The 25,176-nt window shown below is 69.8% G+C and carries 32 protein-coding genes; 16 read left to right on the plus strand and 16 right to left on the minus strand.

What is annotated here, in order from left to right; translation table 11 throughout:
* Nucleotides 1-326: 326 nt before the first annotated feature.
* Nucleotides 327-1,178, minus strand: a complete 852-nt coding sequence (locus ORV05_RS12635; protein ID WP_268758670.1) for a helix-turn-helix transcriptional regulator — start codon at nt 1,176-1,178, stop codon at nt 327-329.
* A 136-nt stretch (nt 1,179-1,314) separates the two neighbouring features.
* Between ORV05_RS12635 and ORV05_RS12640 the strand changes: the two genes are divergently transcribed.
* A complete protein-coding gene (locus ORV05_RS12640; protein WP_268758671.1) occupies nt 1,315-2,220 on the plus strand; it encodes an NAD-dependent epimerase/dehydratase family protein in 906 nt (301 codons plus the stop codon).
* Nucleotides 2,221-2,281: 61 nt separating this feature from the next.
* On the opposite strand, the gene ORV05_RS12645 is transcribed toward ORV05_RS12640, so the two are convergent.
* Nucleotides 2,282-2,746: a hypothetical protein gene (locus ORV05_RS12645; RefSeq protein WP_268758672.1), complete on the minus strand. Its 465-nt coding sequence runs from the start codon at nt 2,744-2,746 to the stop codon at nt 2,282-2,284.
* Between the two features lie 98 nt (nt 2,747-2,844).
* On the opposite strand from ORV05_RS12645, the gene ORV05_RS12650 reads away from it, so the two are divergent.
* Both ORV05_RS12650 and ORV05_RS12655 read left to right on the plus strand, forming a co-directional pair.
* On the plus strand, nt 2,845-3,267 hold the full coding sequence (locus ORV05_RS12650) for a hypothetical protein (RefSeq protein ID WP_268758673.1): 423 nt from the start codon (nt 2,845-2,847) through the stop codon (nt 3,265-3,267).
* A complete protein-coding gene (locus ORV05_RS12655) occupies nt 3,264-3,869 on the plus strand; it encodes an alpha/beta fold hydrolase (protein WP_268758674.1) in 606 nt (201 codons plus the stop codon). Before ORV05_RS12650 ends, ORV05_RS12655 begins: the two co-directional genes overlap by 4 nt.
* A gap of 149 nt (nt 3,870-4,018) precedes the next feature.
* Here the strand turns inward: ORV05_RS12655 and ORV05_RS12660 are convergent, their stop codons facing one another.
* Nucleotides 4,019-4,639, minus strand: a complete 621-nt coding sequence (locus ORV05_RS12660) for a TetR/AcrR family transcriptional regulator (protein ID WP_268758675.1) — start codon at nt 4,637-4,639, stop codon at nt 4,019-4,021.
* A gap of 104 nt (nt 4,640-4,743) precedes the next feature.
* Here ORV05_RS12660 and ORV05_RS12665 point away from each other — a divergent pair, with 104 nt between their 5' ends.
* Nucleotides 4,744-5,169, plus strand: coding sequence for a nuclear transport factor 2 family protein (locus tag ORV05_RS12665; RefSeq protein ID WP_268758676.1), 426 nt, complete (start codon nt 4,744-4,746; stop codon nt 5,167-5,169).
* A gap of 69 nt (nt 5,170-5,238) precedes the next feature.
* Here ORV05_RS12665 and ORV05_RS12670 read toward each other — a convergent pair whose 3' ends face one another.
* The 3 genes from ORV05_RS12670 to ORV05_RS12680 all read right to left on the minus strand — a co-directional run bounded on the left by ORV05_RS12670 (nt 5,239) and on the right by ORV05_RS12680 (nt 7,490).
* Nucleotides 5,239-5,730, minus strand: a complete 492-nt coding sequence (locus ORV05_RS12670; protein WP_268758677.1) for a DinB family protein — start codon at nt 5,728-5,730, stop codon at nt 5,239-5,241.
* Between the two features lie 132 nt (nt 5,731-5,862).
* Entirely contained in the window at nt 5,863-6,696 is an 834-nt protein-coding gene (locus ORV05_RS12675) for a nuclear transport factor 2 family protein (protein WP_268758678.1), read from the minus strand.
* Between the two features lie 98 nt (nt 6,697-6,794).
* Nucleotides 6,795-7,490, minus strand: a complete 696-nt coding sequence (locus ORV05_RS12680; protein WP_268758679.1) for a hypothetical protein — start codon at nt 7,488-7,490, stop codon at nt 6,795-6,797.
* Between the two features lie 271 nt (nt 7,491-7,761).
* On the opposite strand from ORV05_RS12680, the gene ORV05_RS12685 reads away from it, so the two are divergent.
* The 3 genes from ORV05_RS12685 to ORV05_RS12695 all read left to right on the plus strand — a co-directional run bounded on the left by ORV05_RS12685 (nt 7,762) and on the right by ORV05_RS12695 (nt 9,917).
* Entirely contained in the window at nt 7,762-8,451 is a 690-nt protein-coding gene (locus ORV05_RS12685) for a DJ-1/PfpI family protein (RefSeq protein ID WP_268758680.1), read from the plus strand.
* 56 nt (nt 8,452-8,507) lie between these two features.
* Nucleotides 8,508-8,819, plus strand: a complete 312-nt coding sequence (locus tag ORV05_RS12690) for a hypothetical protein (protein ID WP_268758681.1) — start codon at nt 8,508-8,510, stop codon at nt 8,817-8,819.
* Nucleotides 8,820-8,882: 63 nt separating this feature from the next.
* The gene (locus tag ORV05_RS12695; RefSeq protein ID WP_268758682.1) at nt 8,883-9,917 is read left to right on the plus strand and encodes a hypothetical protein; all 1,035 of its coding nucleotides are present in this window, start codon (nt 8,883-8,885) and stop codon (nt 9,915-9,917) included.
* Nucleotides 9,918-10,289: 372 nt separating this feature from the next.
* On the opposite strand, the gene mhpA is transcribed toward ORV05_RS12695, so the two are convergent.
* The 4 genes from mhpA to ORV05_RS12715 are packed head-to-tail and all read right to left on the minus strand — an operon-like array spanning nt 10,290 to nt 15,824.
* Nucleotides 10,290-11,822: a bifunctional 3-(3-hydroxy-phenyl)propionate/3-hydroxycinnamic acid hydroxylase MhpA gene (gene mhpA / locus ORV05_RS12700; RefSeq protein WP_268758683.1), complete on the minus strand. Its 1,533-nt coding sequence runs from the start codon at nt 11,820-11,822 to the stop codon at nt 10,290-10,292.
* Nucleotides 11,819-13,690, minus strand: coding sequence for an acyl-CoA synthetase (locus ORV05_RS12705; RefSeq protein ID WP_268758684.1), 1,872 nt, complete (start codon nt 13,688-13,690; stop codon nt 11,819-11,821). Before ORV05_RS12705 ends, mhpA begins: the two co-directional genes overlap by 4 nt.
* Nucleotides 13,687-14,628, minus strand: a complete 942-nt coding sequence (locus tag ORV05_RS12710) for a fumarylacetoacetate hydrolase family protein (protein ID WP_268758685.1) — start codon at nt 14,626-14,628, stop codon at nt 13,687-13,689. Before ORV05_RS12710 ends, ORV05_RS12705 begins: the two co-directional genes overlap by 4 nt.
* Nucleotides 14,629-14,681: 53 nt before the next feature.
* Complete coding sequence (locus tag ORV05_RS12715; RefSeq protein ID WP_268758686.1) at nt 14,682-15,824, minus strand: VOC family protein; 1,143 nt, start codon at nt 15,822-15,824, stop codon at nt 14,682-14,684.
* Nucleotides 15,825-15,966: 142 nt separating this feature from the next.
* On the opposite strand from ORV05_RS12715, the gene ORV05_RS12720 reads away from it, so the two are divergent.
* Complete coding sequence (locus ORV05_RS12720; protein ID WP_268758687.1) at nt 15,967-16,608, plus strand: TetR/AcrR family transcriptional regulator; 642 nt, start codon at nt 15,967-15,969, stop codon at nt 16,606-16,608.
* 134 nt (nt 16,609-16,742) lie between these two features.
* The gene (locus ORV05_RS12725) at nt 16,743-16,898 is read left to right on the plus strand and encodes a hypothetical protein (protein WP_268758688.1); all 156 of its coding nucleotides are present in this window, start codon (nt 16,743-16,745) and stop codon (nt 16,896-16,898) included.
* Nucleotides 16,899-16,940: 42 nt separating this feature from the next.
* Here ORV05_RS12725 and ORV05_RS12730 read toward each other — a convergent pair whose 3' ends face one another.
* From ORV05_RS12730 to ORV05_RS12750, 5 genes are all read right to left on the minus strand, one after another.
* A complete protein-coding gene (locus ORV05_RS12730) occupies nt 16,941-17,606 on the minus strand; it encodes a response regulator (RefSeq protein ID WP_268758689.1) in 666 nt (221 codons plus the stop codon).
* Nucleotides 17,603-17,884, minus strand: coding sequence for an ATP-binding protein (locus tag ORV05_RS12735; RefSeq protein ID WP_268758690.1), 282 nt, complete (start codon nt 17,882-17,884; stop codon nt 17,603-17,605). The genes ORV05_RS12730 and ORV05_RS12735 overlap by 4 nt, the downstream gene beginning before the upstream one ends.
* A 22-nt stretch (nt 17,885-17,906) precedes the next feature.
* Nucleotides 17,907-18,194, minus strand: a complete 288-nt coding sequence (locus ORV05_RS12740; protein WP_268758691.1) for a PIN domain-containing protein — start codon at nt 18,192-18,194, stop codon at nt 17,907-17,909.
* Complete coding sequence (locus ORV05_RS12745) at nt 18,191-18,379, minus strand: hypothetical protein (protein WP_268758692.1); 189 nt, start codon at nt 18,377-18,379, stop codon at nt 18,191-18,193. The genes ORV05_RS12740 and ORV05_RS12745 overlap by 4 nt, the downstream gene beginning before the upstream one ends.
* A 134-nt stretch (nt 18,380-18,513) precedes the next feature.
* Nucleotides 18,514-19,002 (minus strand): SRPBCC family protein, encoded by a 489-nt coding sequence (locus ORV05_RS12750; RefSeq protein ID WP_268758693.1) that lies wholly within the window; start codon nt 19,000-19,002, stop codon nt 18,514-18,516.
* Nucleotides 19,003-19,075: 73 nt separating this feature from the next.
* On the opposite strand from ORV05_RS12750, the gene ORV05_RS12755 reads away from it, so the two are divergent.
* The 4 genes from ORV05_RS12755 to ORV05_RS12770 all read left to right on the plus strand — a co-directional run bounded on the left by ORV05_RS12755 (nt 19,076) and on the right by ORV05_RS12770 (nt 21,008).
* Entirely contained in the window at nt 19,076-19,777 is a 702-nt protein-coding gene (locus ORV05_RS12755) for a TetR family transcriptional regulator (protein WP_268758694.1), read from the plus strand.
* A gap of 160 nt (nt 19,778-19,937) precedes the next feature.
* Nucleotides 19,938-20,309, plus strand: coding sequence for a DUF222 domain-containing protein (locus ORV05_RS12760; RefSeq protein ID WP_268758695.1), 372 nt, complete (start codon nt 19,938-19,940; stop codon nt 20,307-20,309).
* Nucleotides 20,257-20,685, plus strand: a complete 429-nt coding sequence (locus tag ORV05_RS12765; protein WP_268758696.1) for a DUF222 domain-containing protein — start codon at nt 20,257-20,259, stop codon at nt 20,683-20,685. The genes ORV05_RS12760 and ORV05_RS12765 overlap by 53 nt, the downstream gene beginning before the upstream one ends.
* Complete coding sequence (locus tag ORV05_RS12770; protein WP_268758697.1) at nt 20,682-21,008, plus strand: HNH endonuclease signature motif containing protein; 327 nt, start codon at nt 20,682-20,684, stop codon at nt 21,006-21,008. Before ORV05_RS12765 ends, ORV05_RS12770 begins: the two co-directional genes overlap by 4 nt.
* A gap of 378 nt (nt 21,009-21,386) precedes the next feature.
* Here the strand turns inward: ORV05_RS12770 and ORV05_RS12780 are convergent, their stop codons facing one another.
* On the minus strand, nt 21,387-22,394 hold the full coding sequence (locus tag ORV05_RS12780; protein ID WP_268758698.1) for a helix-turn-helix transcriptional regulator: 1,008 nt from the start codon (nt 22,392-22,394) through the stop codon (nt 21,387-21,389).
* Between the two features lie 95 nt (nt 22,395-22,489).
* Here ORV05_RS12780 and ORV05_RS12785 point away from each other — a divergent pair, with 95 nt between their 5' ends.
* The 3 genes from ORV05_RS12785 (at nt 22,490) to ORV05_RS12795 (ending at nt 25,144) form a co-directional block, all read left to right on the plus strand.
* Complete coding sequence (locus ORV05_RS12785) at nt 22,490-22,912, plus strand: VOC family protein (protein WP_268758699.1); 423 nt, start codon at nt 22,490-22,492, stop codon at nt 22,910-22,912.
* 95 nt (nt 22,913-23,007) lie between these two features.
* On the plus strand, nt 23,008-24,042 hold the full coding sequence (locus ORV05_RS12790) for an aldo/keto reductase (protein ID WP_268758700.1): 1,035 nt from the start codon (nt 23,008-23,010) through the stop codon (nt 24,040-24,042).
* Between the two features lie 4 nt (nt 24,043-24,046).
* A complete protein-coding gene (locus ORV05_RS12795) occupies nt 24,047-25,144 on the plus strand; it encodes a winged helix DNA-binding domain-containing protein (RefSeq protein WP_268758701.1) in 1,098 nt (365 codons plus the stop codon).
* Nucleotides 25,145-25,176: the final 32 nt, after the last annotated feature.

A 25,176-nucleotide genomic window follows, 5' to 3' on the forward strand; every position in this document is an offset into this window, starting at 1 on the left:
CCCCTCACGGTCGTATCGGCACAGCACCCTCGCCGCGCTCCAGCGGCTCGGTGCGTATCTGGGCGCCTTCTCCCTACCGGCCGACTCGGCGGAGGCGGAAGCGTATCTGGATGCCGTCGCCCACGCTCAGGCGGCGACGCCCCCTGACATGACCCCGTGGCCGACGACGTCGAACCGAGACCGGGGACGCTCGGTGGCGTGCCCGTGATCAGCGTCGAGAGGGCGAGGCCGCCCTCGCCAGTGCGGGCGCCTTCCTGCGCTCCCACTTCCACGCCACGGTTCCGGCATGACCGGGCCTGCTCGCCCCCGCGCCGTAGGGGCCCCGTTCAGCCGGGGACGTCCAGCCGCTGGGTGCCGATGACCTTCAGCAGCTGAAGCGTCTCGAAGGCGCGCGATCCCGGCTCGGCGGTGAAGATGACCAGTTGCTGGTCCTGGCCGGGCACGGTCAGCACGTCGAAATCCAGTTCCACCGGGCCGACCTGGGGATGCCGGAACACCTGGCGGCTGTGATGCTCGACCCGCACCGCCTGCGCGTGCCACAGGCGGGCGAACTCCGCGCTGGTGGCCAGCAGTTCGTCGATGAGACCGCGGATCTCCTTGCTGCCGGGATACCGCGCCTGCGCGATCCGGAGGTAACTGACGGCGGTGGTGGCGAACCGGTCGTCCTCGGTGAACGCCGAGTCGAGCCCGCCGGGCCCGCGGTCGAGGAAGAGGCGGCGGACGACGTTGCGGTCCTTACCGGACAGTGCGGAGAAATCCTCGAACAGGGCCGCGGCCAGCGAATTCCAGGCCAGCACACGGCAGGTGTCGTCGACGACCAGCGCGGCCGCGTCGGTCAAGCGGTGCACCAGTTGCGCGGTGGCCGGGTTCACCCGCCGCGACGGCCCCCCGGACCGCTCCTGTTCCGCCTGTCCCGCCAGGTGGAACAGATGGGCCCGCTCCTGGCCGGACAGTCGCAGGGCGCGGGCGATGCCCTCCAGCACGGCGTGGGACGGATGCCGCCCCCGAGCCTGCTCCAGCCGGCTGTAGTGATCCACCGAGACGCTGGCGAGTTGCGCCACCTCCTCGCGGCGCAGCCCGGGCGTCCGGCGCCGGGGCCCGCGCGCCAGGCCCACGTCCTCGGGCTGGAGCCGCTCACGCCTGCTGCGCAGGAACGTCGCGAGCGCCTGCTTGTCCATGCGCCCACGGTACGGCGTCGCCGCTGCCGTCAGCCACGGACTCACGGTCCCTGGCTGACGCCGGCCCGGCGTCGGGAGGGTGGACGTCGGGTCCGGCCACGACGGGCCGGACCCGAAGGCGAGGAAGGAAAGACGGATGCGGATCTTCATGACGGGCGCGAGCGGTTACGTGGGTGGCGTGATCGCCCGGCACCTGGTCGCCGCCGGGCACTCGGTGACGGCACTGGCGCGGTCGGAGGCGTCCAGTGCGAAGGTGGCCGCCCTCGGCGCGCTCCCGGTGCCGGGAAGCCTCACCGACCTGCGTGTATTGCGAGACAGTGCGACCGCCGCCGATGCGGTGGTGCACGTCGCGGTCGACTTCGCCGATCCGCGGATGGGCGACCTCGAAGAGCCGGCACTCGACGCGTTGCTGTCCGGGCTGGGCGGCGGGAAGGCACTGGTGTACACCAGCACCGGGCTCGTCTACCCGGACACCGGGGGCGTGCCGGTGGACGAGGATTTTCCGGTGGATCCGCGGCACTCACCGCAGCCGTACAAGGTGCACGGCGAGCGGCAGGTGCTGGCGGCCGACGGCACGGCGGTCACCGTCATCCGGCCCGGGCTGGTCTACGGACGCGGCGGCACGGCCCTGCTGCAGGGCATGATCGCCGGTGCGCGGCAGCAGGGTGTCGTGCCCTATGTCGAGGAAGGCGCCAACGAGTGGTCGTCGGTGCACGTCGACGATCTCGCCGAGTTGTACGCCGCCGTCCTGGCCAAGTCATCGCACGGGGTCATCGTCAACGCGGCGTCCGCGGCGAGGACTTCGATGCGCCGGATCGCCGAGGCCGTGGCCGCGGTGACCGGCACTCGCGCCGTGTCCCTCACCCGCGCGCAGGCGGAGCAGGCGATGGGCCCGTACGCGGCGGTCCTGACCCGCTCCTCGCCGCTGGACCCGTCGCGTGCCCTGCGGTTGTTCGGCTGGCAGGCCGGAGGGCCCAGCCTGCTGGAAGAACTGCGATCGGGCTCCTACGCCGGCCCGGAGCTCACCGTAGGCCGCCGGTAGGTACCGGCGGAAACGCAGGATCGCGTCCGGCACCGGGGGAGAGAGCCATCCCTTGGCTGTCTCAGTCCTTCTCGCCGGGACCATTCCGGCGGTCGATCGCCTCGATCCAGTTCACGGCGACGGCCGCGGTCTGGACCAGCTCGGCGCGCAGCCGGACCGGATCGGCCTCGGCGATCGCCTCGTGGACCTCTTCGAGGAAGATGTCGCGCCACGTGCCCTTGCCGTCGCGGAAGTTGTCCTCGCAGGTCCTTCGGGCGGTCGCCGCGGCCGTCTCGTCCGCTGGTGCGCCGGTGCCGTCGGGGTGGTTCTGCTCGCCCCAGCGGGCGTCCTGGCGGGCGCGCTCGGCGGCGATCTCGGCGAGCACGCGGGCCTGCGCCCCATCGGCGGCCTCCCCGGTCGCCTGGACCGCGGTCACGTGGATGAGCTGCTCGCGGCCGAACTGGTCCCGGATGCCGTTGACGACCCGCTGGAGTTCGCCGCGGCTTCCCGGGGTGAGGGTGATCGTGATGCGGTGCGTTCCGGCCACGGTGAGTCTCCTCGGTGGGATGGTTCGGACGAGGGGCAGGAGACCCTCCTTGACGATCATCGTCAAGTACTTGACGATGATCGTCAAGGAGGTGAGCGATGCTCGCGGACCAGATCGCGACCGTCATCCGCACGCGCCTGCTCGACCCGGTGGAGATCCTCTTCGGCGACGCGGGCGACCTGCCCGCGCGCGCCGAGGTCCTGGCCCGGCAGTTCGCCGCGGCCATCGAGGGTGACGACGAGCGGGCGGCCGTGCACACGCTTTCCCGTCTGATCGGCGCGCTCTACCCGGGCGACGGCCCGTTCGACCCGCCCGCCGGCTGGTGGCGCACTCCGCTCGGCCGGGCCGTGGCCCGGCGGATCGGTCACCCCGGCGCGCGGACCGTGCCGTATTCGGTGGCCGGAGCCATGCTGGGCGTCACCAAACAGGGCGTCCACGATCTCGTCCGGCGCGGGAAGTTGATCAAGAGCGCCGAGGGTGGCGTCACCACGGACTCGGTGAGAATGAGGCTGAACTCGTGAAGGTGCTGGCGCTGCACGGGGCGGGCGGGTCGCCGTCCGAATGGGAGAAGGTCGTGGCGGAGTTGGACGGCGAGCACGAAATCGTGCCGCTGCCCCTGGAAGGCCCGTGGGAATGGGAGTCGGTGCTCGACCGGATCGAGCCGCACGCCGACGGCAATCCCGTCGTGCTGGGAATGTCCCTCGGCGGCATGGTCGCCGCGCTGTGGGGGCGGCGGCATCCCGAATGCCCGGCCGTGATCGACATCGACGGCCATGGCGTGCCCACCCAGCCGCGGCGGCACGTGGACCCCGACCTGGCGGCCATCGCCGGACTGCGGGAGATGTTCCTGGCCTACGGCGAACCGGAACTCCAGCAGGCGATGGAGGAATTGGACTGCTTCGAAGTCTTCCGGGACGTCCGCTGCCCGATGCTGCTCGCGGTCGCCACGAAACCGATGCCCGGTCAGCTCCTGTTCGGCAGCTATCAGGCGGGGCTGGCGCGGGACCTGCCGACGTTGCCGCCCAACATCACAGTGGAGCGGTTCGACGACTCCCACGCCGTGCTGGCCACCAACCCGCACCTGGTCGCGGCCCTGGTGCGCGATTTTCTGCAAGCGCGGTGAGGAACAACCGAAAAGCGCGCGGCATGGGGGTGACCGAACACGAACCCCGGCGACGGAGGGCTGTCGCTCCAATCCTCCTGGCGTTTCGGGCGATGTAGCGATGGTGGAAGTCGCTGCGTGAGGTAGCGCTTACAACAGCAGGCAGGTGATCAGGCCTTCCCGGGGGAACCGGTGGAGCCCGCGGCCGGGGGTGGTGGCGTGCCGTGGTCGGGGTGGGCTGCCAGCGAAAGTATGCAGGGACGCAGCAGCCGGACGACCTGTGCCGGGTCGGCGCCGGCAAGTTCGTCGGACTTGATGAGGTGCCGGGAGATCGTGATGCCGAGGGTTACCGCGCTGATGATCGCGGCCCGCAGGTCCGCGTCGTCGGCAGGGATGGCCTGGGCGATCTGCGCCTCGTAGCGGGCGATGCCTGCGTGGGCGGCGCTGGCCGCCTCGGGGTTGGTCAGCATCGAGCGCAGGAGCGCCAGCGACGCCACGGGTGCGCTGGCGAGCCGGTCGGCAAGCGTGGCGAGGATCTGCTCGGTCGCCTCCGCCGGCGTCCCGCTGACCTCAGGGGCAGGGGCGGCGTCGATCACTCGCCGGTACAGCTCCTGCTTGGACCCGAAGTAGTGCATTACCAGGCCCGCGTCGACTCCGGCGGTCGCGGCCACGGCCCGGATGGTGGTCCGCTCGTATCCGTTGGCGACGAAGGCCTTCGCGGCGGCGTCGAGGATGCGTGCTTCGGTGCGGCGGCGCTGCTCGGTCCGCGAACTGGGCCCGGGAGTGATCACCATTTCATTCTACGGGTGTTGACCGGAGGGCCCGCCGGGAGCATCCTGTCCCTGTTCAGTCAACGACTGTTGAACGAAACAGTCGGAGTGAAGGGATTCGCCGCATGCCACCCGCCACGCCCGCCGACATCCTGACCCGCCGCCGCCACCTGATCCTGAACGGCGATGCCGACGGCTTCGCCGACCTGTTCGCACCCGATGCGGTGATCGAGGCGCCCTTCGCGGGTTCGCCGGGCATGCCCGTGCGCATCGAAGGCCGGGCGGCGATCCGCGAGTACTCGCGGCGCGTGATGGTGTCGCCGCTGCGCCTGGAGGACTTCGAGGTGGCCGGGCTCTACCAGACCCAGGACCCGGAGGTGGTGATCGCAGAGATGCGGACGAAGGGGACCGTCACCACGACGGGCCGGTCGTTCACGGCGACGTCCGTCCAGATCCTCCGGATCCGGGAAGGTCATATTGTGCTGTTCCGCGATTTCGCCGACCCCCGGATTCTGGACGACGTGATTGGGGAACCGCGTCCCGGAAGCTGATGCTCATGCCGGAATGTGCGAAGACAACGGGCTCAAGGACTCGATCCTGCCACTGGAGCAGGGGCGGGGTCACTCACGTGCGGCGGTGATCTGTTCCCGGAGAATGTCGCCATGACCGGCGTGGCGGGCGAAATCCTCGACCAGGAGCAGGTAGACAAACCGCAGGCTGACCTCGCCCGCGCGGGGGTGCAGCGCGATGTCGTCGAGTTCGAAGCCGGCGGCGATCACGCGGGAACGTGCGCTGGCGCGCTCGAATTCGGCGATCACGTCGGCCAGCGTTTCGCCGTCGGTGACGAGGAAACTGCCGTCGCCACCGCTGGCGTGGCCGTCGCAAGCGGATTCGTCCAGGCCGAGCAGGGTGCGTTGGAACCAGATGCGCTCGGCGGCGGCGGCGTGTTTGATCAGCCCGATCGGTGTGGTGAGTGAGGCGACCAGGCGCCGCCGCGCCTCGGCCTCGGAAAGGCCGCGCACGGTGTCGATGAGCGCTTGCCGGTTGCGGTCGAGCATGTGCTCCAACAGGAGGCGTTCGGGTCCAGCCGTGATCTGGGGCCATACGAACATTGGTCGTTCAGCTTTCTGGGTTGCCGGGACAGGGAAGCGCTGCGAGCGCTTACGACCGTGAGGGGACCCCTCACGGGAAGAACGCGGGTCTTATGGGCCAGAGTCTGCGTCGAGAAAGCGGTTGCGCGGTTTCTACCATCGCCAGGGGGCCGAGGCGCGCAGGGTGACGCCTTCGGCGAAGGTCTGCAGTACGCGTGTGCGATGTTCGGCCAGCCTCTGCAGGCCCTGCCGCAGTTCGGCTGGGCGCGGGTTGATGAGGCCGGTAACGGTCAGGGTAGCCTGGCCCGCGCGCAGCAGCCACACCTCGTAGAACTCCACGTCGAGCCGCGCTTCCATCAGGCCGATGTTCGCGACGCCCTCGACGGCCAGGGCGTCCGGCCCTTCGACGAATCTCGACAGCCCTTTCAGCTGTGCCGGTCCGGCGCTTTGCCACACCTGCTGGATGCCCGTCGTGATCGCCTGCAGGCCACGCACCACACCGGCCGTTGACGCCATGACCGCGTCCGGAGCGTACAGGTGCTGCAACGCCGCCGCGTCGCGTGCGTTCGTGGCCGCCCACACACGGCGATAGAAGGCTTGGCCGGGCGCGCCGGACTCGGGAGGCAAGGCGGCGGGTGGCCGGGGTGAAATCGCCCCGTGGACGTGGAAGCGAGCGCGACCGTCCACGAGCGCGAACACGTCGTAACCCGTCATCTGCAGAAAACCGGTCTGCTGCGTCGATTCTGCCACGAACGCCTCGCCGAGATCGACGAAACTCTCCACGGCCGTCGTCTGCACCGCACCGACGGAGCCGAACAGTTCCGCGTAGCCCGAGGCGATCGCCTGCGCGCCGGTCAGCACCTGACTGGTCGCCACCGAGAGCTGAACCGCGTCGGGGTGGTACAGCTCTCGCAGGGCTGTCGTGTCTCGTGCGGCCATCGCGGCACACCAGCGGTGGTGGAACGCCTGCGCCGGGCTGAAGTGCATGATTCGTCGTGCCTTTCCGTCGTCGGGTGGCTCGGCGGTGGCGCCCGCGGTCGTGCTCCGCGCCGAGCGGCCCGGGTTCGGCCGTGCGCCGTGTCCGGTCAGGAGCGTTGCTCGACCGCGGTGCGGATTTTCATGGTGAGGGGGCCGATATTGGTGGCGTTCTGGTTGTAGACGATCTTCGGGGCGTGGGGATCCTGGATGAGGAAGACCTCGCCGAAGGTGCTCGGGCTCATCCAGTAGCAACTGGTGGCCTCGACGGCGATCATCCCGGTCTGGGTGAGAGTCTCCTTGCAGATGGCGGCGCCGCCGTGCGGGCCAGGGTCGATGTCGTCCCAGCTGACGGTGATCCGGACGTTACCGTTGTCCTCGGTGTGGGGCGCCCGCCAGAGCTTGGCGTGCAGGGAGGACGGGTCGAAGCCGCTGCCATTGATTCCGGCGAAGACGGCGTAGAGCAGGTTGGTGCGGTCTTGGTAGACGGCGGAGACCTGAGCGCCGGTGATACCCAGTTGCCCGGCGTCGGAGGTGATCTGCTGGGTGATCGCCTGCTGCTGCGACGGGTCCGGCTGATAGCGCGGGTATCCCGCGATCTCCGCGGGGGTCGAGAGCACCCACTGTGCCGAGGCCTCGACCGGCGACGCCGAGGTTCCCGGGAGGTTTCCCGATGCTCCGGGGGAGCCGGGGGAAACAGCGGTCGCGGGCGGTGTGGCCGAACCGGGTTTCGGCAGCGCCTGGTCCGTGTTCCCCGCGCCGCCGCATCCCGCCGAGAACAGGAGGCAGACAGACGCGAGGAGCACGGCTCGAACGGCGGGAATGGCGGTTCCGCGGGGAAAAGAGCGGGTGAGAAAGCGTCGCACCCGGAAATCATGGCCCGGCCCGGCGGACAGTGGCAAGATCGGTCCGCCCGGCTTGCCGCCGGAAAATGCCGAAGTTCCTCGATCTGTTCGCCGCATTGGCAATATTCCGTCGAAGACTGTCAATCCTGCCACTGGGAGACGATGTGGCAGCCCACTACGTTGGGGGCGTGCCCGGCACAGGCCACCACTTCCCGCGTCCGAAGGACCCCGCATGCACGCCCAGATCGTCTTGTTCGACGGCTTCGATCCGCTCGATGTCATCGCCCCCTACGAGGTGCTCTACGCCGGCGGCACCGCCTCCGCGGGCGCCGTGAGCGTGGAACTGGTCTCCGCCGAAGGCCCCCGCGAGGTGGTCAGCGGCACCGGCGGGCTGGCGCTGCGCGCCACCGCCGCCCTCGACCCAGGGCGTGCCGGCCTGATCCTGGTCCCCGGCGCCTCGGGTCGCGTCGGAGAACCCGGCGAGGTTCCGGACCACGACGCGGGGGCGGGGGAGTGGCAGCAGGACGAATTCATCCCCGTACTGCTGGGCCGCACCCTGATCACCGAGCTGCCCGCGCTGTTGAAGGCAGCCATGGACAATCCCGAGGTGACGGTCGGCGCGGTGTGCGGCGGCTCGCTCGTGCTGGCCATGGCCGGGTTGCTGGAGGGACGCCATGCCACCACCCACCACCTGGGCCTGGACATGCTCGACGCCACCGGCGTCCACTCGGTGAGCGCCCGCGTCGTCGACGACGGCGACCTCGTCACCGGCGCCGGCGTCACCTCCGGACTCGACCTCGGCCTGTATCTGCTGGAGCGCGAGGTGGGCCCCCGGATCGCGCACGCCGTCGAAGAGCTGTTCGCCCACGAGCGCCGCGGCACTGTCTGGCGCAACAAGGGCCCCGAGCCCGCAAGGTTCTGACCGAGGACCCTCTCCCCAATGTCCACTCGCACCACATCGTGAGGAAGAACAGCAGCATGACCGTCGAAGGCACCTGGGACCTGTCCATTTCCACCCCCATCGGCAGGATCAAGGCCGTGGCCGAATTCCGGCGCGAGGACGGGATTCTCATCGGGAGCGCCCACGGGGCGGGAGAAGAAGTACCGCTCAGTGACATCGTTCTCGAGGGCGACCGGCTCACGTGGAAGCAGGCCATCACCAAGCCGATGCGGCTGAACCTGGCCTTCGCCGTGACGATCGACGGCGACACCTTGACGGGAACGTCCAAGGCCGGACGCCTTCCCGCCTCGAAGGTCACCGGCGAGCGCAAAACCCTCCTCCGTCCTTGACCCGCAAGGAAAGAGCCAGAGAAGCGCGATGCTGCCGCTCGCCTGGTGAATACGATGCTCTGCATGTACCCGGAGCCGCCGCATCTGATGGTCGCCGTCTACGGCGAACAGGACGAGTACAAGACGTTCGCGACGGTCTCGGCTGCCGTCGAGGCCCACGGGGGGCGACTGACCGGGCTCGTGAGGGTGGCCCCTCGTGCGCAGGAGTTCGGATTCGTCTCGGATCTGGGCGAGGAGGCGCCGACCCTGGATCTCGGTCCCGCCGCGGCGAGAGAGCTCATCGCCGGGCGCGACGGGGACAAACGGGTCGTCACAGCTGCCTACTCGCACCCGGAATTCGGTCATCTGGTTCTTGGGTACCTTCCGAACGATCCGGGAGACCGGCACCCCGTCGCCGTGTCCACCGCTGCGGGAGAGCTGGGGTATCCGACGGAAATATGGAGTGCTGACGACGAAAGGCGGGCGCGCAGATTTGCCGATCGGAGTCGTGAACTCCTGCGGGAAATGGCAACGGAAACAGCTTGTCTCTACGGCGGAATCGGTATCGAGACCGGCCTCGCAACACCGACCGGCGTGCGGGCGGGTCGCGTCCCCTTCCCCACGGAGCTGTACGTTTCGCAAACACTTCTCGATCGCGACGTGCCGGTGGCCGCGCAGTTGGCCGCGGCCTACCGGGACGGCGAGAACCGCGAATGGGAGAGGGGAAGGTTCTACGCACTTTGGACGCCGTTCGTCCGGCATGGCGGCATGCGCAGGACTACCCCGCTGTCATCCGGAGGTCGCGGGCGGCGCTTGCTGAACTCCTTCGAAGGTAGCTGGCCAAGTCAGGGTGATTCGGCGCCCACGCCCGACTCGCCGCAACCGGCAGTGGACCGGACGAAAGCGCCCCAGGCTTCCACCGGGAACATGGCCTCGCCGTTTTCCTCCTCGAGATCGACCACGAGGACGCCGGTCCAGTCCCTGGTGGTCGCGACGAAACCGTTTCCGTCGGCGCGGGCCAAGGGAATCAGGTTCGAGGCGACGAAGGGCCAGTCACACACCATCAGACCGCTCTTCGCGTACTCGCCGAAGAGTACGAACACCGGCTCGGTCGGCTGAGCGAGCCACGACGGCTGAACGCCAGGTCGCAAGGTGTCGCGGACAGAGCCCGACGCGGGTGCAACGGCCGCGAGTGTGCCATACCGTTGCGCACCGAAATCGTTCTTCCAGCGGTTGATGAGCCGTTCACTGTCCACAGCGGAAATCCACGCGAGGCCCTCGGCGTCGATCCCTTCTCGGGCCATTGCCCGGAGCAGGGCAGATCTGACCCGAGAAACTTCTTCGGACAGCACCGCTGGACCCTAGCAACTGCGGATCCAGCATCGCCCCGCAGGACGCGGCCCTCGCCCAACGGCTCCACCCACAGCCGTAGGCCGACCGATCGAACACGCGCCGCGCAGTATCCGTTGTTCCTTGCCCGGTGAGCCGAACTCAGCCGAGAACGGGGGACGGGAGGGGCAGGTCCTGCCACAGTTGCCCGGCATCACGACTCGCCGCCAGCACGGTGCCGTCGGGGCGGACGAGGGCGGCCGTGGCGCCGCCCCGGCTGAGCCACTCGTGCAGTTCGCTGCCGCGATCGACGGTAAGCACGGCACAGCCACGCTTCTGGGCCGCCGCAAGCTGTCCCGCCGGGACGTCCGCGGCGGTGACGAGGACGAACCGGCCGGCGGCCGCCTCGTCGAAGCGCCGGCCGTCGTCGAGGACGGCGTTGGGACACAGCCGGCCCGCCAGCGAGCGTCCCCGGAGCGGCCTTTGGACCAGGCTCGACCGGTGCAGCGCGGGTGTCTCGCTGTTGAGGACGTGGCCGGAGATGCCGGGAACGAGGGCCAGGCGCGGTGCCACCACCCGGCGGATCAGGTCGCCGAACCGGCCGCCTTCGGTCATGGCCCTGCCGACCAGCATGGCCAGCCGGATCATGGCGCGGGCGTGCGGTTTGCGTTCCGCCTGATAGGAGTCGAGCACCCGAGCGGGCAGGGTGCCGTCGAGGACGCCCGCGAGCTTCCAGGCGAGGTTGGCGGCGTCGCGCAACCCGGCGCCCAGGCCCTGGCCGATGAACGGCGGGGTGAGGTGCGCGGCGTCGCCGAGCAGAAACACCCGGCGGTCCCGCCACCGGTCGGCGACCTGGGCGCGGAAGGTGTACTCGGCGATGCGGACGATCTCCAGGTCTTCGACCGGAACGTCCTTGGTCCACGGTGCGATCAGCGGGTGCAGCCGTTGCCCGTCGGGGTAGTGGGCGGCGGTCTCGCCCGGCCGCAGCCGGAACTCCCACCGGTAGCGGGTCTGGCCGATGCGCATGTAGGTCGCGGCGCGAACCGGGTCGCAGACCTGGTGCACGCCTTCCCATTCGCCGAGATCGGCGCTGGTGGCGACGTCGGCCACCAGCCAGCGCTGCTCGAACCTGAGGTCCTTCATGGTGGCGCCGATCGAGTCCCTGGTGAGGCTGTTGGCACCGTCGCAGCCCAGGACGTAGTCCGCGTGGATCGCCTCCCGCGCCCCGGTTTCCCGGTCGGTGAAGTCGACGCGCACACCCCCACTGCCCTGGATGACCCGGGTGACCTCGACGTTGCCGCGCAGCGTGACCTTGCCGTGGGCCTTGAGGTTGGCACGCAGGATGCCTTCCAGCTCCGGCTGGTCGAACATGTTCGCGGCGGGAAAGCCGTGGCGTCCGTTGCCCGCGGCGCGCCGGAATTCGGCCAGTGTCCGCAGGCGCGGGTCCAGCAGCCGCAGACCGTGGCAGTGCCAGGAGACGGCGGCGAACTCCTCGGCCACTCCGAGCCGGGCCAGGATGCGGTAGACCTCGTCGTCCAGGTGCACCGCGCGGGGCTGCGGATAGACCGACTCCCACCGCTCGAGCACCGTGCACTCGACGCCGTACTGAGCGAGCAGGGTCGCGGCGGCGAGCCCGGTGGGCCCGGCACCGATGACGACCACGGGAACGTTGCGTACGGCGTTGTGCCCGGTCATGGCCGTACCTCCACCCGTGCCGGGACGGCGTAGCGGGCCAGCACTGCCTTCACCCCGGATTCGTCCACTTCGGACGAAATCGTGACGATCGCGACGACGGCCCCGTCCTCGATCACCGCGTCCACGTCCACCCCGCTGAACGGGGCGAGTGCCTCGCCGAGCACGCGGCGGGTGGCGTCGGCGCGCAGCGCGAGTTTGTAGGGCTTGCCGACATCGGTCACGGGCAGCGCGCCGAGCACGGTGACGGACTTCGGCACGGCGGCCCGTTCGGGCACCCGGTCGGCCGCCCAGGCCAGCAGGTCGTCCTCGGTCGCGGTGGCGCCGGGGACCAGCGCCACGTACGCGACGGGCACCTCACCGGAGTGCTCGTCGGGACGGCCGACTGCACCGGCCGCGGTGACCTGGGGGTGGGACAGCAGGGCGTCCTCGATGATCGCGGGGTCGATGTTGTGCCCGCCGCGGATGATGAGGTCCTTGGCCCGGCCCGCCAGGTACACGAACCCGTCGGCGTCGACGCGGGCCAGGTCACCGGTGTCCAGCCAGCCGTCGGCCAGCTTCCCGAGGCCGTCCAGGACGTGACCGTGCTCGTCCCGGGCGACCACGTAGCCGGGGAACACGGTGGGTCCGCCGATGGCGAGCACACCGGTCTCGCCCAGGGGCAGTTCCTCCCAGGTACCCGCGCGGACGATCTTCACCCGCTGGTACGGCATGCGCTGCCCGACGGTGCCCGGCCGCGGGGCGTCGGGAAAGCTGCGTGCGCTGGCGCAGGTGCCTTCGGTCAGCCCGTAACCCTCAACCAGGGTGATGCCGGTGTGGGACTGGAAGTCCTCCCGCACGGCGGCGGGCAGCGGCGAGGCGCCGACCATGGCGTAGCGCAGGCTGGTGATGTCCGCGTTGACCGGGCATTGCGCGAGCACCGCGTACACGGTCGGCACGGCGCTCATCGCGGCGATCCGGTAGTGCTCCACGATCGTCCAGAACTCACCGAACAGGGCGAGGTCGCGGTAGCCGAGCGGGCCGGCCCAGACCGCCTGCTGACCCTTGAACAGCGGTGCGAGCAGCGTGACCAGCAGCGCGTTGACATGGAACAGCGGCAGTGCGGCGAAGAGGACCGAGTCGGCGTCGAGCAGCGAGTTGGCGGCGATCATCCACGCGTCGGCGATCTCGTTGGCGTGCGTGTGGGCGGCCAGCTTCGGTGCGCCGGTGGTCCCTCCGGTGTGGAACAGCGCGGCCAGGTCCGACGATCGCGGCGGCTCACCGTCGAAAGTGGACGTGTCCATTTCGGACGCGAGGTCGTCGAGATAACCCAGGCGTATGCCATCGATGGCGGGCAGCGGAGCGGGCGGCCCGGCCGCGCCGGTGGGGCGCAGCACGAGGATCGCGTCGAGTTCGGAGGCGAGTGAGTGCGCCGTGTCCCAGACCTCCGGTGCGAGTCGGGGTCCCGCGGTGATCAGGACACGCGCGCCGGACCGGCGGAGCAGTTCGCTGAGGTGGCCGCGGGACAGGCCCCCGTTGAGCGGGGTGGCGATCCCGGCGAGCTGCGCCGCCAGCATCGCCGGGATCAGCTCGGCGCAGTTGGGTGCCATCAGGGCGACCGCGTCACGGCGCCGGACGCCGAGTTCGCGCAGCAGATTGGCATAACGGTGGACGTCGGCGAGCAACTCGGCGAAGGTCCGGTGGACGGGTTCGCGCCAGCGGGCGGCGTCGGGCAGGACGGTGAGCGCCCTACGGTCCGGCCACCGCCCGGCGGCGCGCGAGAGCAGCGCGTAGGTCGACTCGGGCAGTCCTCGGTCGGCGAGCGGGACGGCCTCGATCACGGGCAGGTCGGCGGGTTTGGCGTAGCGCGGCCACAGGAGGTTCTCGTTCACCGGGCGTACCTCACGACCGTGCGCTGGGTGCCCAGGTCGATGGCGCCGTCGTCGGTGTCGACGCTCGCCTCGATGACATCGCCGTCGGCGAGGTACTTCGAGTTCTTCGCCTGCGTGTTGAAGAACAGCTTCCACTTGACCGCCGGGGGCAGCAGCGCGGCGATCTTCTCGACGGCCTTCGGTGGTGCGGACAACGCGGTGCCGACCGGGGTTCCGGTGAGGACCAGGTCACCAGGGTCCAGTCGCTGGAACCGCGCCAGTGCGCGCAGGGCTTCGAGCGGCGGGTAGATCATGTCGCCGCCGACGAGCGTGTTCTGGCGCGGCTCACCGTTGACCGACAGCTTCAGCCTCAAGCCGGTGAACCGCTTGAGCTCGTCGGCATCCAGCAGCACGAGCGCCGGTCCCACGGGGGTGAAGCCCGGGTAGGACTTCGCTTCGTAGAACTGGGTCTTGGGGAGCTGGATGTCGCGGGCCGAGAGGTCGTTGGTGACCACCAGGCCCGCGATGTACTCGTGCAGGCCGCCTGCGGCGATCTCGGTGCCGACCGGGATCGGGCGTCCGACGACCAGCCCGATCTCGACCTCGTAGTCGAGCAGTTTCACGTGCGCCGGTTTGACCACGTCGTCGAAGGGGCCGCCGATCGAACCGGAAGCCTTGCGGAAGAACGTCAGCGGCACCGTCGCCGGGTCCATTCCGGAGTCCTTCACGTGCGAGGCGAAGTTGGTCATCTGGGCGACCACCCGGCAGGGCGCGGTGACCGGCGAGATTAGGGCGAGGTCCTCGACACGATCGGTGGCCGCGCCCGCGGCGGCGGCCGCGACCGCTTGCCGGTCGCCGAGGAGTTCGCCGGTGGTCGTGGCCTGGGTGTCGATCTTCGTGGCTTCGGGGCCGTGGGCGGTGTACCAGGCGTCGGCGGTACGCAGGATCGAAATGCTCACTGGGGTTCTCCGTGAATCGGGTGGCGGTGCGAGTCCGGTCGGGCGGTGGCCGCTCAGGAGCGGGCGGCCTTGAGCAGGCCGAGGAGGCGCTGGCCGTCGAATTCGTTTTCTTCGCGCAGTGCGGAGAACATCGCGCGCAGTTCGCGCAGCGATTCCCTGCCGGGCTTGGTCCCGAGGAAGTCGGCGGTGGCAGGCGGTCCCCACTGGGCCAGGCCCGAGGCGCTCATCGGGGCCCAGCCGGGTTCGAGGGTGTTGTCGAACAGGTCGCCGTCGCTGAAGTGCTCGACCATGAACCCGTCCGGGTCGCGCCAGTAGTCGAACAGCTGGCTGCCCTGGATGTGCCGCCCGATGCCCCACGAGTGGTGGTAGCCGCGGTCGCGCAGGTACTCCCCGCCGGCGGCCAGCGCGTCGAGGTCGGCGACCTGGTAGGCGGAGTGCACGTAGCGGTTGGCCGGACCGAGCACCATGGCCAGCGTGTGGTGGTCGCTGGGGGTGGCGCCCCGGTCGCAGCGGATGAAGCTCATCACCGGCCCGCGCCCGCGCTGTCCGGGGTGGTACAGGAAGTCGCTGACGATCAAGCCCAGGTGTTCGAGGTACCAGTCCAGCGCCTCGCGGTAGCGCGTCGTCTGCAGCACGACGTGACCCAGGCGCTGCACGCGCGCCGGTTCCCGTGGCGGGCGTTGCGTGAGGTTGGCCCGCCGGACTTCGTGGCCGAAGTTGAACGTGTGCGGTTCCTGCGGCGGCAGCGCGGGCAGCTCGTCCATGTCCGAGACCACGCGGACGCGCAGGCCGCTCGGGTCGGCGAGGTCCACGGCGATGCCACCGAGGGCCTCCGGCAACGGGGCGACCCGCCGCCCGGTGGCCTCGGCCAGTCTCAGCACGTCACCCGGGGCCCCCGCCCGGAACGCCGGGCCGAGGAACTTCGACCGGGCGCCCTTGCGGATGAGCACGCACGGGGCGCCGGGATCGGTGCCGCGCAGGTGCAGTTCGTGCCCGGTGCTCAGCGTCGGGGTGAACCCGAACGCCCGTGCGAACACCTCGGCCCGCGGCAGATCCGGCTTCTCGAACTCCAGCCACGCCAGGTCGTGCACCTTGATCACCGGGTTTTTCGCCCGGCCCGGGTGCTCACCCGCGAGCGCGCCGTGCTCGCTGTGCAGGCCGGTGTGCGAGTCATGCTGATCGATCCGGTCGGACACGGGCCCTCCCTTCCATCCACGCTGATGACGATATCGTCAGTTACGAGGGCATCGTCAGTCAAGTAGTTCTGACGATTTCTTCAAAAATGACGGTTCAGCTAGGATGAGCTGGGACGGATCGCGGAAGACGGGGGAGCACCACATGCCGGCACACGCCCCGAGCCGCCTGGAACGGCGCAAGGCACGTACCCGCGCGGCCCTCGTCCGGGCTGCCCAAGCGCTCATCGCCGCCGGGAAGACCACCGTGTCGATCCTGGAGATCACGCAGGCCGCCGACGTGGGGATGGGGTCGTTCTACAACCACTTCGAGACCAAGGAGCAGCTCTACCAGGCGGCGGTCGAGGATGCCCTCGACGCCCACGGCGCGCTGCTGGACGAACTGACCAGGGGGCTGGACGACCCGGCGCAGGTGTTCGCGCAGAGCTTCCGGCTGACCGGCCGCCTGCACCGCAGGCACCCCGAACTCAGCAAGGTGCTCCTGCACTACGGGCTCGAACTCGCCGACTCCGAGCACGGACTCGCCCCCCGTGCCCGCCGCGACATCGAGGCCGCCGTCCGGGCCGGCCGCTTCACCGTCCGTGACACCGAGCTGGCCATGGTGACGGTGGCCGGAGCCGCGCTCGCTCTCGGTCAGCTCCTGCACCGGCGGCCCGAGCGCGACGATGCCGAAGCCACCGACCAGGTGGCCGAGGACCTGTTGCGCATGCTCGGCCTCACCGCCGCCGAAGCACGGGAGATCTGCGGGCGGCCCCTGCCCGACCTCGACGCCGCCGCCACACCCTGAGGGGTCCCCTCACGGCGGTCGTTCGACAGGGGAACGGCACTCCTGGGGCCGGGGCGTGCCCTCAAGGTGGCCTTGAGGGCGTTGATGACCCTGAAGGCGACCTTCAGGGCATCCCGCCCCGGCCCCAGCGTGACGTGCTGCGCTACGCCCACGAACTGCGGGCCGTGTTCACTGGGCTGTTCAGCCGGTTTCCCATCCTGCGGCTGGCCGCGGACATCCACGATCTTCCCGTCCGCGGCGATCAACTGACCGGTGGGATCAGCGCACTGCCGGTCACCTGGACGATCTGACGAACCGGGCACGGGATCCGCCGGAACCGGTGGGCCCCTCGGCTACTTCTCGGGCCGGCTCGCGCTGCCGAGGCTGAGGGCGAGCCGAACGGCATCGGCGCGGGAGTGCAGACCCGCTTTGGCGAAGAGGTTGTTGATGTGGGTCTTCACGGTGGCTTCGCTGATGTACAACCGTTGGGCGATCTCGCCGTTGCGCAGTCCCTGGCCGATCAGAGCCAGGATCTCCCGCTCCCGTGCGGTCAGCGACGCGGCGGTGCCCGGTTCCTGTGGTTCCGGCGCGCTGGTACGTGTGGCCAGGTTGAGCAGGCGCGTTTGGACGCCGGGGTCGAGCACGGCATGGCCGGCGTGGGCACTGCGCACGGCCTGGATGATGGTGCCGCGATTGGCGTCCTTGGTCAGGTAGCCGCGAGCGCCGGCGCGCAAGGCGGCGAGCACGGACTCGTCGTCCTCGAAGGTGGTCAACACCACGACGGGCAGGTCGGGCCGGGATTGCCGAAGCACTGTGGTGGCCTCCACGCCGCCCATCACCGGCATGTGCAGATCCATCAGCACGACCTCCGGGCCGTACTTGTCCACCGCGGCGATGGCCTCCTTGCCGTTTCCGGCGGTGCCCACCACGGTGATGTCGGGATCGAGGTCGAGCATGACCGCGAGCGCTTCCCGGACCGCGGCCTGGTCGTCGGCGATCAGTAGCCGGATCGGGGTCATCGCGGCAGCTCCAATCTCACGGCCCATCCCCGGGCGGGCGGTTCGAGCGGGCCGGCGTGCAGTGTGCCATCCAGCAGCGAGGCGCGTTCGCGCATTCCGACCAGACCCATTCCACTGCCCGATTCGTTGCGGTGCGCGGCGGGTGCGCCGGTGTCGGTGACGGTGAGCCGAACCAGTTGGTCTTGGTACTCCAGTAGCAGGCTCACCTTGGCGCCGGGGGCGTGCCGATGCGCGTTGGTGATCGCCTCCTGTGCGGTGCGGATGACGGCCTGGGCCACCTCGACCGGTACTTCGCCCGGTTCACCCTCGACCGCGCAGCGGGCGTTGCTGCTGTCGGCCAGCCGGGACAGGGTCTCCGGCCGAATCCCGGAGCCGGCGCCAGGGGAAGGCGGAAGCGGCCCCCACGGCGATCATCGCCGCGGTCAGTGCCCAGATGAGGACGGCGAACCGGAGCGGTGCCCGCTCCAGCAACTCGACCACGGTGATCACCGAGATGGCCGCGACGACGAACGGGCGGAGCAGCTCATCGCCGAACCGTGGTGTCAGCCCCGCCGTGGTGGGCGCCGTGTCTTCGCCTTCGGTGTTCATCGAGTCGCGTTGTCCTCGATGACGCTGTGCCCTGGCTCGTGGTGAGGGCCGGTGCCCTCGTTCGGCTGCCGGAATCCGAGATCGCGCACGTCGTCGATGAGGGCGGTGAGACCGCCCGGGCCACGCCGAGCCAGCACATAACCGATCGCGGCGATGATCAGGACAATCTCGACCGGGCCACTCACCGGTCCCACCTCCCAGCCGTCAGCACGTCATCCGGACATGCAAACGCTAGGAATTCGGGCCGTCCGCGTCTTCGGTCAGCGGCCGTAGCTTGGGTGGAGATCGTCTCCACCCAAGCTACGGCGGGCTCGCAGGATCACTGCGGGTGTCGGCCTCGCCGCAGCGTCGTATCCGATCGCAGGCGACCCTCGTCGTCCATTTCGGCCAGTAATGCGGGCATCCCGGTGGTGAGCATCTTCTTCCGGATCGAGCCCAGCATCTTGGCCATCGCGAACCCGCCGACTCCGCTGAACCCGGTGTGGCGATAGGTGAAACGGGTGCCACCGGGTGCCGGATCCAGTTCGTATCGGACGTAGGTGGGTTCTTCGCCTTCGGAACCGACCCACGTGTAGCGGAGCAGCTTCTGCTCGCGAACCTCCAGCACCTCACAGTCGACGATCCCACGCCAACCGGGCATCGGCTTGGCGACGAACTGGAACCGGTTGCCGATCACGGGCTCGAAGCCGACGGCGCGAGCACCCTTGCCGGTCGAGGTCCAGTACGGGATCAGGGCCGGATCGGTCACCGCCTGCCAGACCTTCCGCGGTGAGTGGGGGTAGTCGCGCACGATGATGATCTTCGCCATGACTAGTCCTTCCTTCAGTAACTGTAAGTTTACAGTAGCAGTACTTTTCTAGTGGCTGTAGTAGTCTGGGAGAATGAAGTCGACGGGAGCCGGACAGCGAGGCGGGGAAGGGCTGCGCGAGCGCAAGAAGCGCGCGATGCGCCAGCAGTTGTCCGACACCGCCGCCCGGATGTTTCTGGAGCATGGCTTCGACGCCGTCCGTGTCGCCGATGTCGCCAGGGCCTGTGGAGTGTCCGAAAAGACGGTGTTCAACTACTTTCCCAGCAAAGAGGCCCTGGTCTTGGACGAGCTGGAGGTCACCAGCGAAGCGTTGCGGACCCATCTGGCCGATCCGGCGGTTCCTCCGGTCGAGGCCATGGTGAAGATCATCGACGATGAACTGCACGACCTTGGCGTGAGCCTGGCGAGCGTCGAAGACCAGGACGAAGCGCTGGCCCGCTATCGCAGGTTCGGCGACCTGATTCGGGAAACCCCGTCACTTCGGGCATATCAGAGCGACACCGCGGAAAGGTTCACGGAAGTCGCCGCCGAGGCACTCGCCTCTCGAGCCGGGCTCCGCGCCGCCGATCCCGTACCCCAGGTCGCCGCGGCCGCGCTCCTCGGCCTGTGGCGGCTTCAATTCCGCGCACTGCGGACGCATCTGCGCCCCGGCCGCCCGATCCAGGATGCGATCGACGCCGTGGCCCAGGAGGTCCGCTGCGGCGCATCGTTGATCCAGGACGGCCTCGCGCGGTTCCCGGCGGGTGCGGACCCGGTGCCTTCGGTTCCGGAGTAGGAGACAGGAGTCCGACTGCTGTTCAAGCGACGCCTCGCCTCGGCTTCGCGGAACAGATCCGGCATCGAACCGCGACGACAAGCGCCGTGTTCGAATTGTCGTTCGAAGTGTCCCTGATCGTGTAATGCTGTTGGCGGCATGTCGCGGATACGATGGTGGCGTGACCGAGAACTGGGGGTTTTCCGGGCCCGATCCGGAACTGTACAACCGTATCGCCGCACTCCATCGAAATGAGGTGTTGTCACTGATCGCGGCGGCTGAGGTGTGTTCGAATGCGTGTCAGGCGGTGAAGCCAGCCGCCATTTCGGCGTTGGGGGATGCGGATTCGGTGGCGAAAGAGGTCGCTCTCGAATTGCATTACGGTGCGCGTCAGGCGGAGGGGCAGGTGTCACTGGCCCGGGATCTGGCGCAGCGGTTGCCCTCGACATTCGAGGCGATGCGGCGGGGTGCGGTGGATCCGTATCGGGGTGCGCCGTCTGGTGAACAGGACCGTCGCCCGCGTCGATCCGGACGGGTATGCGCGGCGCTGTGAGGAGCGGAGGCGGGGGCGCAAGGTTCAGTTGTGCCATGAGGACGAGGGGATGGCCACGCTGTACGCCTACCTCCCCGCCGGGATCGCCGCGACGATCTACACCCGGGTCGATCGTGTCGCCCGGCGGCTGCGCAGCAGGGGTGAGGAGCGCACGCTGGACGAACTGCGGGCGGACGTGTTCTCCGATCTGTGCCTTGGTGTCGCTGGTGAGGTGGAGCCGCCGCGGGCGGAAGTGTTTGTGTATCTGGATTTCCTGACCTGGGCCGGGCTGCGCAGCGAGCCCGCCGAACTGGCCGGACACGGCCCCATCCCCGCCCAACTGGCACGGGAGATCGCCGCGAATGCCACGATCCGGCGGGTCATCATCGACCCATGACCGGCACCCCGATCGACGTCGGACGTCACCGCTACCGGCCACCCGCCGCTACGAAAGACCTGGTCCAGGCACGCGACCGGGAATGCCGGGTGCCGGGGTGTCACCGACCGGTCCAGGCCTGCGACCTCGACCACGTCGACCCCTGGGCACAAGGCGGCGGCACCCACAGCGGCAACCTCTGCGGCCTGTGCCGCCGCGATCATCGGCTCAAGGGCGAGCCGGGTTGGCATCATCGCATGAGCGAAACCGGCGTTCTGGAGATCACCACCCCGGCCGGTCGCACCTACCGCAGCGAACCCGAACCCCTCACCACCGCCGCCTGAGCGACTCACGCGGGGGTGAGGTCAGGGATGCGGGCCCGCGGGTCACGCCGCCCCCGCAGCGAAGGGCTAGGCAGCGGGCGGCGAGTTTGTCGAATCGTGTGGCCAGGGCCCGGTTGCGTTTGAGCCCGTCGATCCCGTACTCGACCGTGCCCGCTGCTTGTAGATGTCCGGGTCGAATGGTGGTGGTCGGCCACCGGCCCGGCCACGGTTGCGGCGATGCCGGATCTGATCGGCGGCTGGGGAACCGTGCACGCGATCCCGCGCCGCCGGAGGTAGGCCCGGTTAGCGCGAGAACTGTACGCCTTGTCCGCCAGCACGCGATCCGGTCGATCGGGCGACCCGGCGGACACGTCCTGACGGAACCACGACTGCCGCCGGTCACCCCTTCCCATCGGTGCGGCCGGGCGTGAAGGATCCGTTGGCCGCCGCCTTGGCGTAGCGGTGGGCCAGGTGGGCGAAGGCGTCCTTGAGTTCGGTCGGCCTGACGACTTCGATGTCGGCGTCGAACCTGCCGAGGGAGGCGGCCAGGGCGGGCCATGACCACGAGCCCAGGACGAGTCGGCAGCGGTGCGGGCCGAGTTCCTCGACAACCCCGTCGTGGACGAACGGTGACACCTCGGTGGCGGGCCGGTCGAGGATCACTTCGCCGTGGCATGGCCACCCGCCCGAGCCGTCGGAGCCGGAGAACCTGCTGGCGACGAAGTCCGCCACGGTCCCTCCGGGGAGTTCACGGGGCGTGAAGCGGGGTCCGGTCGGGGTGCGCGGGGTGATCCGGTCGACGCGGAAGGTACGCCAGTCGCCGCGGTCGAGGTCCCAGGCGACGAGATACCAGCGACCGCCCCAGGTGACGAGGTGATGGGGCTCCACCCGGCGCGGGGGAGCGGACTCGCCGGGCGTCGGTGGGGCCGCGGTGGCGTAGTCGAAGCGCAGCACCTCGCGGGCGTGGACGGCGCCACTGATCCCCATCAACACGCCGCTGTCGACTCGCGGCGCCGCGGACCGTTCGACGGCGGTGACCTGGAGGCTGTCGACGCGGTGGCGCAGCCGGGCGGGCATGACCTGCCGGACGGTGGTCAGTGCCCGCGCCGCGGCCTCCTCAAGGCCGGCGCCGGTGGTGATGGCGATCCGCAGTGCCACGACCAGGGCGACGGCCTGCTCGTCGTCGAACAGCAGGGGCGGAAGTCGGCTGCCGGCGCCGAGCCGGTACCCCCCTTCCGGGCCTTTGGTGGTCACGATGGGGTAGCCGAGCTCGCGCAGACGGTCGACGTCGCGGCGTACCGTTCGCGGGCTGACATCGAGTCTTTCGGCCAGCAACGCTCCCGGCCAGTCCCGGCGCGCCTGGAGCAGCGACAGCAGCGCCAGCAGTCGTGCTGAGGTCTTCGGCATGTTTCTCATTCTGTCCGAAGAAGAGGACACACCCTGGCCACTTCCCCTGCGACTGTGGGTCTCGCATCAAGCACGAAATCCACAAAGGAGCGACCTTGTCCGTCACGACCACAACCCACCTGAACTTCCGCGGCGACGCGCGCGCGGCGCTGGAGTTCTACCAGTCCGTGTTCGGCGGCCACCTGGCCGTTGTCACGTACTCCGACGCCGGCAACGTCCAGGTGGAGTCCGAGGCCGACCAGGTGATGTGGGGCCAGGTGCTCGCCGAGAACGGCTTCCACGTCATGGCCTACGACGTGCCGTCGCGAATGGGCTACGACCAGGGCGAGAACTCGTTCTTCGTTTCCGTGCGCGGCGAAACCGCCGAGGAGGTCACCGGCTACTGGGAGAAGCTCTCCGCCGGAGCGACCGTCGTGGTCCCGATGGGACCGGCGGGCTGGGCTGCCGCCTACGGCATGCTGCGGGACCGGTTCGGCGTCGTCTGGGTCCTCGACGTCGTCAACGAATACAACGGATGACAGCCGGACCCGGGTGGGCGGGAGAACCCACCCGCCCACCCGGGGCCGCCCCCGCCCACGACCAGACCATGACCGACCACGCGATTGGACACCCCATGAGGATGCGCCCTCTCGGCCGCACCGGAATCCACGTCAGCCCCTACTGCCTCGGCACCATGCTGTTCGGCCAGAACGGCAACCCCGACCGCGACGACTGCGTCCGGATCATCCACCGGGCGCTGGACGCGGGAATCAACTTCGTCGACACCGCCGACGTGTACGGACCGCACGGCGTGACCGAAGAGATCGTGGGTGCCGCGCTCCAAGGCCGACGCGACGACGTGGTGGTGGCCACCAAGGTCAACGGTCCGATGGGAGACGACGTCAACCGCCGCGGCAGCTCCCGGCGGTGGATCGTCACCGCGGTCGAGCATTCGCTGCGGCGCCTGCGGACCGACCACATCGACCTCTACCAGATCCACCACCCCGACCCGCGGACCGACATCGAGGAAACCCTGTCCGCGCTGACCGACCTCGTGCGCGACGGCAAGGTCCGCGCCATCGGCACCTCCAACCTGCCGGCCTCCGAGATCGTGGAGGCGCAGTGGGCGGCCGACCGGCACGGGTTGCAGCGCTTCCGCACCGAGCAGCCCACGTACTCCATCCTCAACCGCGGGATCGAGCGTGAGGTCCTGCCCGCCTGCCAGCGCTACGGCATGGGCGTGCTGGTGTGGAGCCCGCTGGCGATGGGCCTGCTCACCGGCCGCTACCGCAAGGGTGAGCCGGTGCGGAACGCGCAGCGGATGCGCTGGGTGCCCGGGCACATGACCGACGAGCGCAAACTCGACGCGGTCGAGGAACTCATCCCACTGACCAAGGAGGCCGGCCTTTCGCTGACCCACCTGGCGATGGCCTTCGCCATCGCCCACCCCGGTGTCACCTCGGCCATCATCGGCCCGCGCACCCTGGAGCAACTCGAGGACCTGCTGGCCGGCGCCGCGGTCACCCTGGACGACGAGGTCCTCGACCGGATCGACCGGATCGTGCCGCCCGGTACCGACATCGGCCCGATCGACGTGTCCTATGTGCCACCCGCCCTCGAACAGGCGGCGTTACGCCGTCGATCGGCCGACGAGCGCGCGGCGGCCTGACCCGATGACCGTGCTGGACACCCGGGCGCTCAACCGGGCGACGCTCGCCCGGCAGTTGCTGCTCGATCGCGCCGACCTGCCGGTGCCCGACGCCGTGGCACACCTTTGCGGCATGCAGGCCCAGGAGCCACAGGAGCCGTTCGTCGGGCTCTGGTCACGGCTGCGTGCCTTCGAGCCTGCCACCCTCGACGACGGGGTGACCGGCCGACGGGTGGTGCGGACCCATCTCATGCGCCGCACGATCCACCTCGTCACCGCCGCCGACGCCCTGGCCTGGTGGGCCCGCCACGGCGCCATGCTGCGCCAACGGGTCCTCGGGGTCTACCGCCGCGAGTTCGACGGAGTGGACCTCGACGAGCTCGCGGCGGCGGCACGGGCGATGCTGGCCGACGACGAGCCGCGCACGATGGCCGAGCTGGGCCGGACACTCGGTGCGCGCTGGCCGGCCGCAGGACCGCGGGCGCTGGGAGAAATGGTGATCGCCGCCCTAGTCCCGGTGGTGCAACTGCCACCGCGCGGACTGTGGCGCAAGAAGGCGGGCGTGCGCACGGTGTTGCTCTCCTCGTGGCTGGGGCGCGAGATCGACCCGCTCGCTCCGGAGGGTTCCGATCCGGTCGGCGAAGCGCTGGTACTGCGCTATCTGGCGGCGTTCGGACCCGCCGCCGTGGCCGATGTGCGCGCGTGGTCCGGCCTCGCCGGGCTTCCCAACGCGGTCGCCGCACTCCGCGACAAGCTGGTCACCTTTCGCGACGAGCGTGGCCGGGAACTGATCGACCTCGCGGACGCGCCGCGCCCCGACCCCGGCACACCCGCCCCGGTGCGGTTCCTGCCCGCGTTCGACAACGCGATCCTCGGCTACGACGACCGCAGCCGGATCATCGACGACGCCCACCGCGGGCTGTCCGTTGCCGGCGCGCGCGTCGTCCTGGTCGACGGCCGCGTCGCCGCGACCTGGACCGCGCAGGCGGGCACCGTGACCGTCACTCCGCTGCGCCGTTTCTCCCGGACCGAGCACACCGCCGTCACGGAACAGGGGGCGGCTCTGGCGTCGTTCCTTTCCGACAACGACAGCCAACGCGTAGCGGTGACAGCGCTTCCCTGAAGCGAACCGGCCGTCCGCGCGAGATGGCCGCG

It is taken from the genome of Amycolatopsis cynarae, assembly GCF_026802195.1.
Classification (GTDB): Bacteria; Actinomycetota; Actinomycetes; order Mycobacteriales; family Pseudonocardiaceae; genus Amycolatopsis_E; species Amycolatopsis_E rhizosphaerae.

Bases quoted from the DNA above. Each gene is read 5' to 3' on its own strand.
- ORV05_RS12635 (WP_268758670.1), bottom strand. From the start codon at position 1,178: ATGGACAAGCAGGCGCTCGCGACGTTCCTGCGCAGCAGGCGTGAGCGG.
- ORV05_RS12640 (WP_268758671.1), top strand. From the start codon at position 1,315: ATGCGGATCTTCATGACGGGCGCGAGCGGTTACGTGGGTGGCGTGATC.
- ORV05_RS12650 (WP_268758673.1), top strand. From the start codon at position 2,845: ATGCTCGCGGACCAGATCGCGACCGTCATCCGCACGCGCCTGCTCGAC.
- ORV05_RS12665 (WP_268758676.1), top strand. From the start codon at position 4,744: ATGCCACCCGCCACGCCCGCCGACATCCTGACCCGCCGCCGCCACCTG.
- ORV05_RS12670 (WP_268758677.1), bottom strand. From the start codon at position 5,730: ATGTTCGTATGGCCCCAGATCACGGCTGGACCCGAACGCCTCCTGTTG.
- ORV05_RS12675 (WP_268758678.1), bottom strand. From the start codon at position 6,696: ATGCACTTCAGCCCGGCGCAGGCGTTCCACCACCGCTGGTGTGCCGCG.
- ORV05_RS12685 (WP_268758680.1), top strand. From the start codon at position 7,762: ATGCACGCCCAGATCGTCTTGTTCGACGGCTTCGATCCGCTCGATGTC.
- ORV05_RS12690 (WP_268758681.1), top strand. From the start codon at position 8,508: ATGACCGTCGAAGGCACCTGGGACCTGTCCATTTCCACCCCCATCGGC.
- ORV05_RS12695 (WP_268758682.1), top strand. From the start codon at position 8,883: ATGTACCCGGAGCCGCCGCATCTGATGGTCGCCGTCTACGGCGAACAG.
- mhpA (WP_268758683.1), bottom strand. From the start codon at position 11,822: ATGACCGGGCACAACGCCGTACGCAACGTTCCCGTGGTCGTCATCGGT.
- ORV05_RS12720 (WP_268758687.1), top strand. From the start codon at position 15,967: ATGCCGGCACACGCCCCGAGCCGCCTGGAACGGCGCAAGGCACGTACC.
- ORV05_RS12730 (WP_268758689.1), bottom strand. From the start codon at position 17,606: ATGACCCCGATCCGGCTACTGATCGCCGACGACCAGGCCGCGGTCCGG.
- ORV05_RS12740 (WP_268758691.1), bottom strand. From the start codon at position 18,194: ATGAACACCGAAGGCGAAGACACGGCGCCCACCACGGCGGGGCTGACA.
- ORV05_RS12750 (WP_268758693.1), bottom strand. From the start codon at position 19,002: ATGGCGAAGATCATCATCGTGCGCGACTACCCCCACTCACCGCGGAAG.
- ORV05_RS12755 (WP_268758694.1), top strand. From the start codon at position 19,076: ATGAAGTCGACGGGAGCCGGACAGCGAGGCGGGGAAGGGCTGCGCGAG.
- ORV05_RS12770 (WP_268758697.1), top strand. From the start codon at position 20,682: ATGACCGGCACCCCGATCGACGTCGGACGTCACCGCTACCGGCCACCC.
- ORV05_RS12780 (WP_268758698.1), bottom strand. From the start codon at position 22,394: ATGCCGAAGACCTCAGCACGACTGCTGGCGCTGCTGTCGCTGCTCCAG.
- ORV05_RS12790 (WP_268758700.1), top strand. From the start codon at position 23,008: ATGAGGATGCGCCCTCTCGGCCGCACCGGAATCCACGTCAGCCCCTAC.
- ORV05_RS12795 (WP_268758701.1), top strand. From the start codon at position 24,047: ATGACCGTGCTGGACACCCGGGCGCTCAACCGGGCGACGCTCGCCCGG.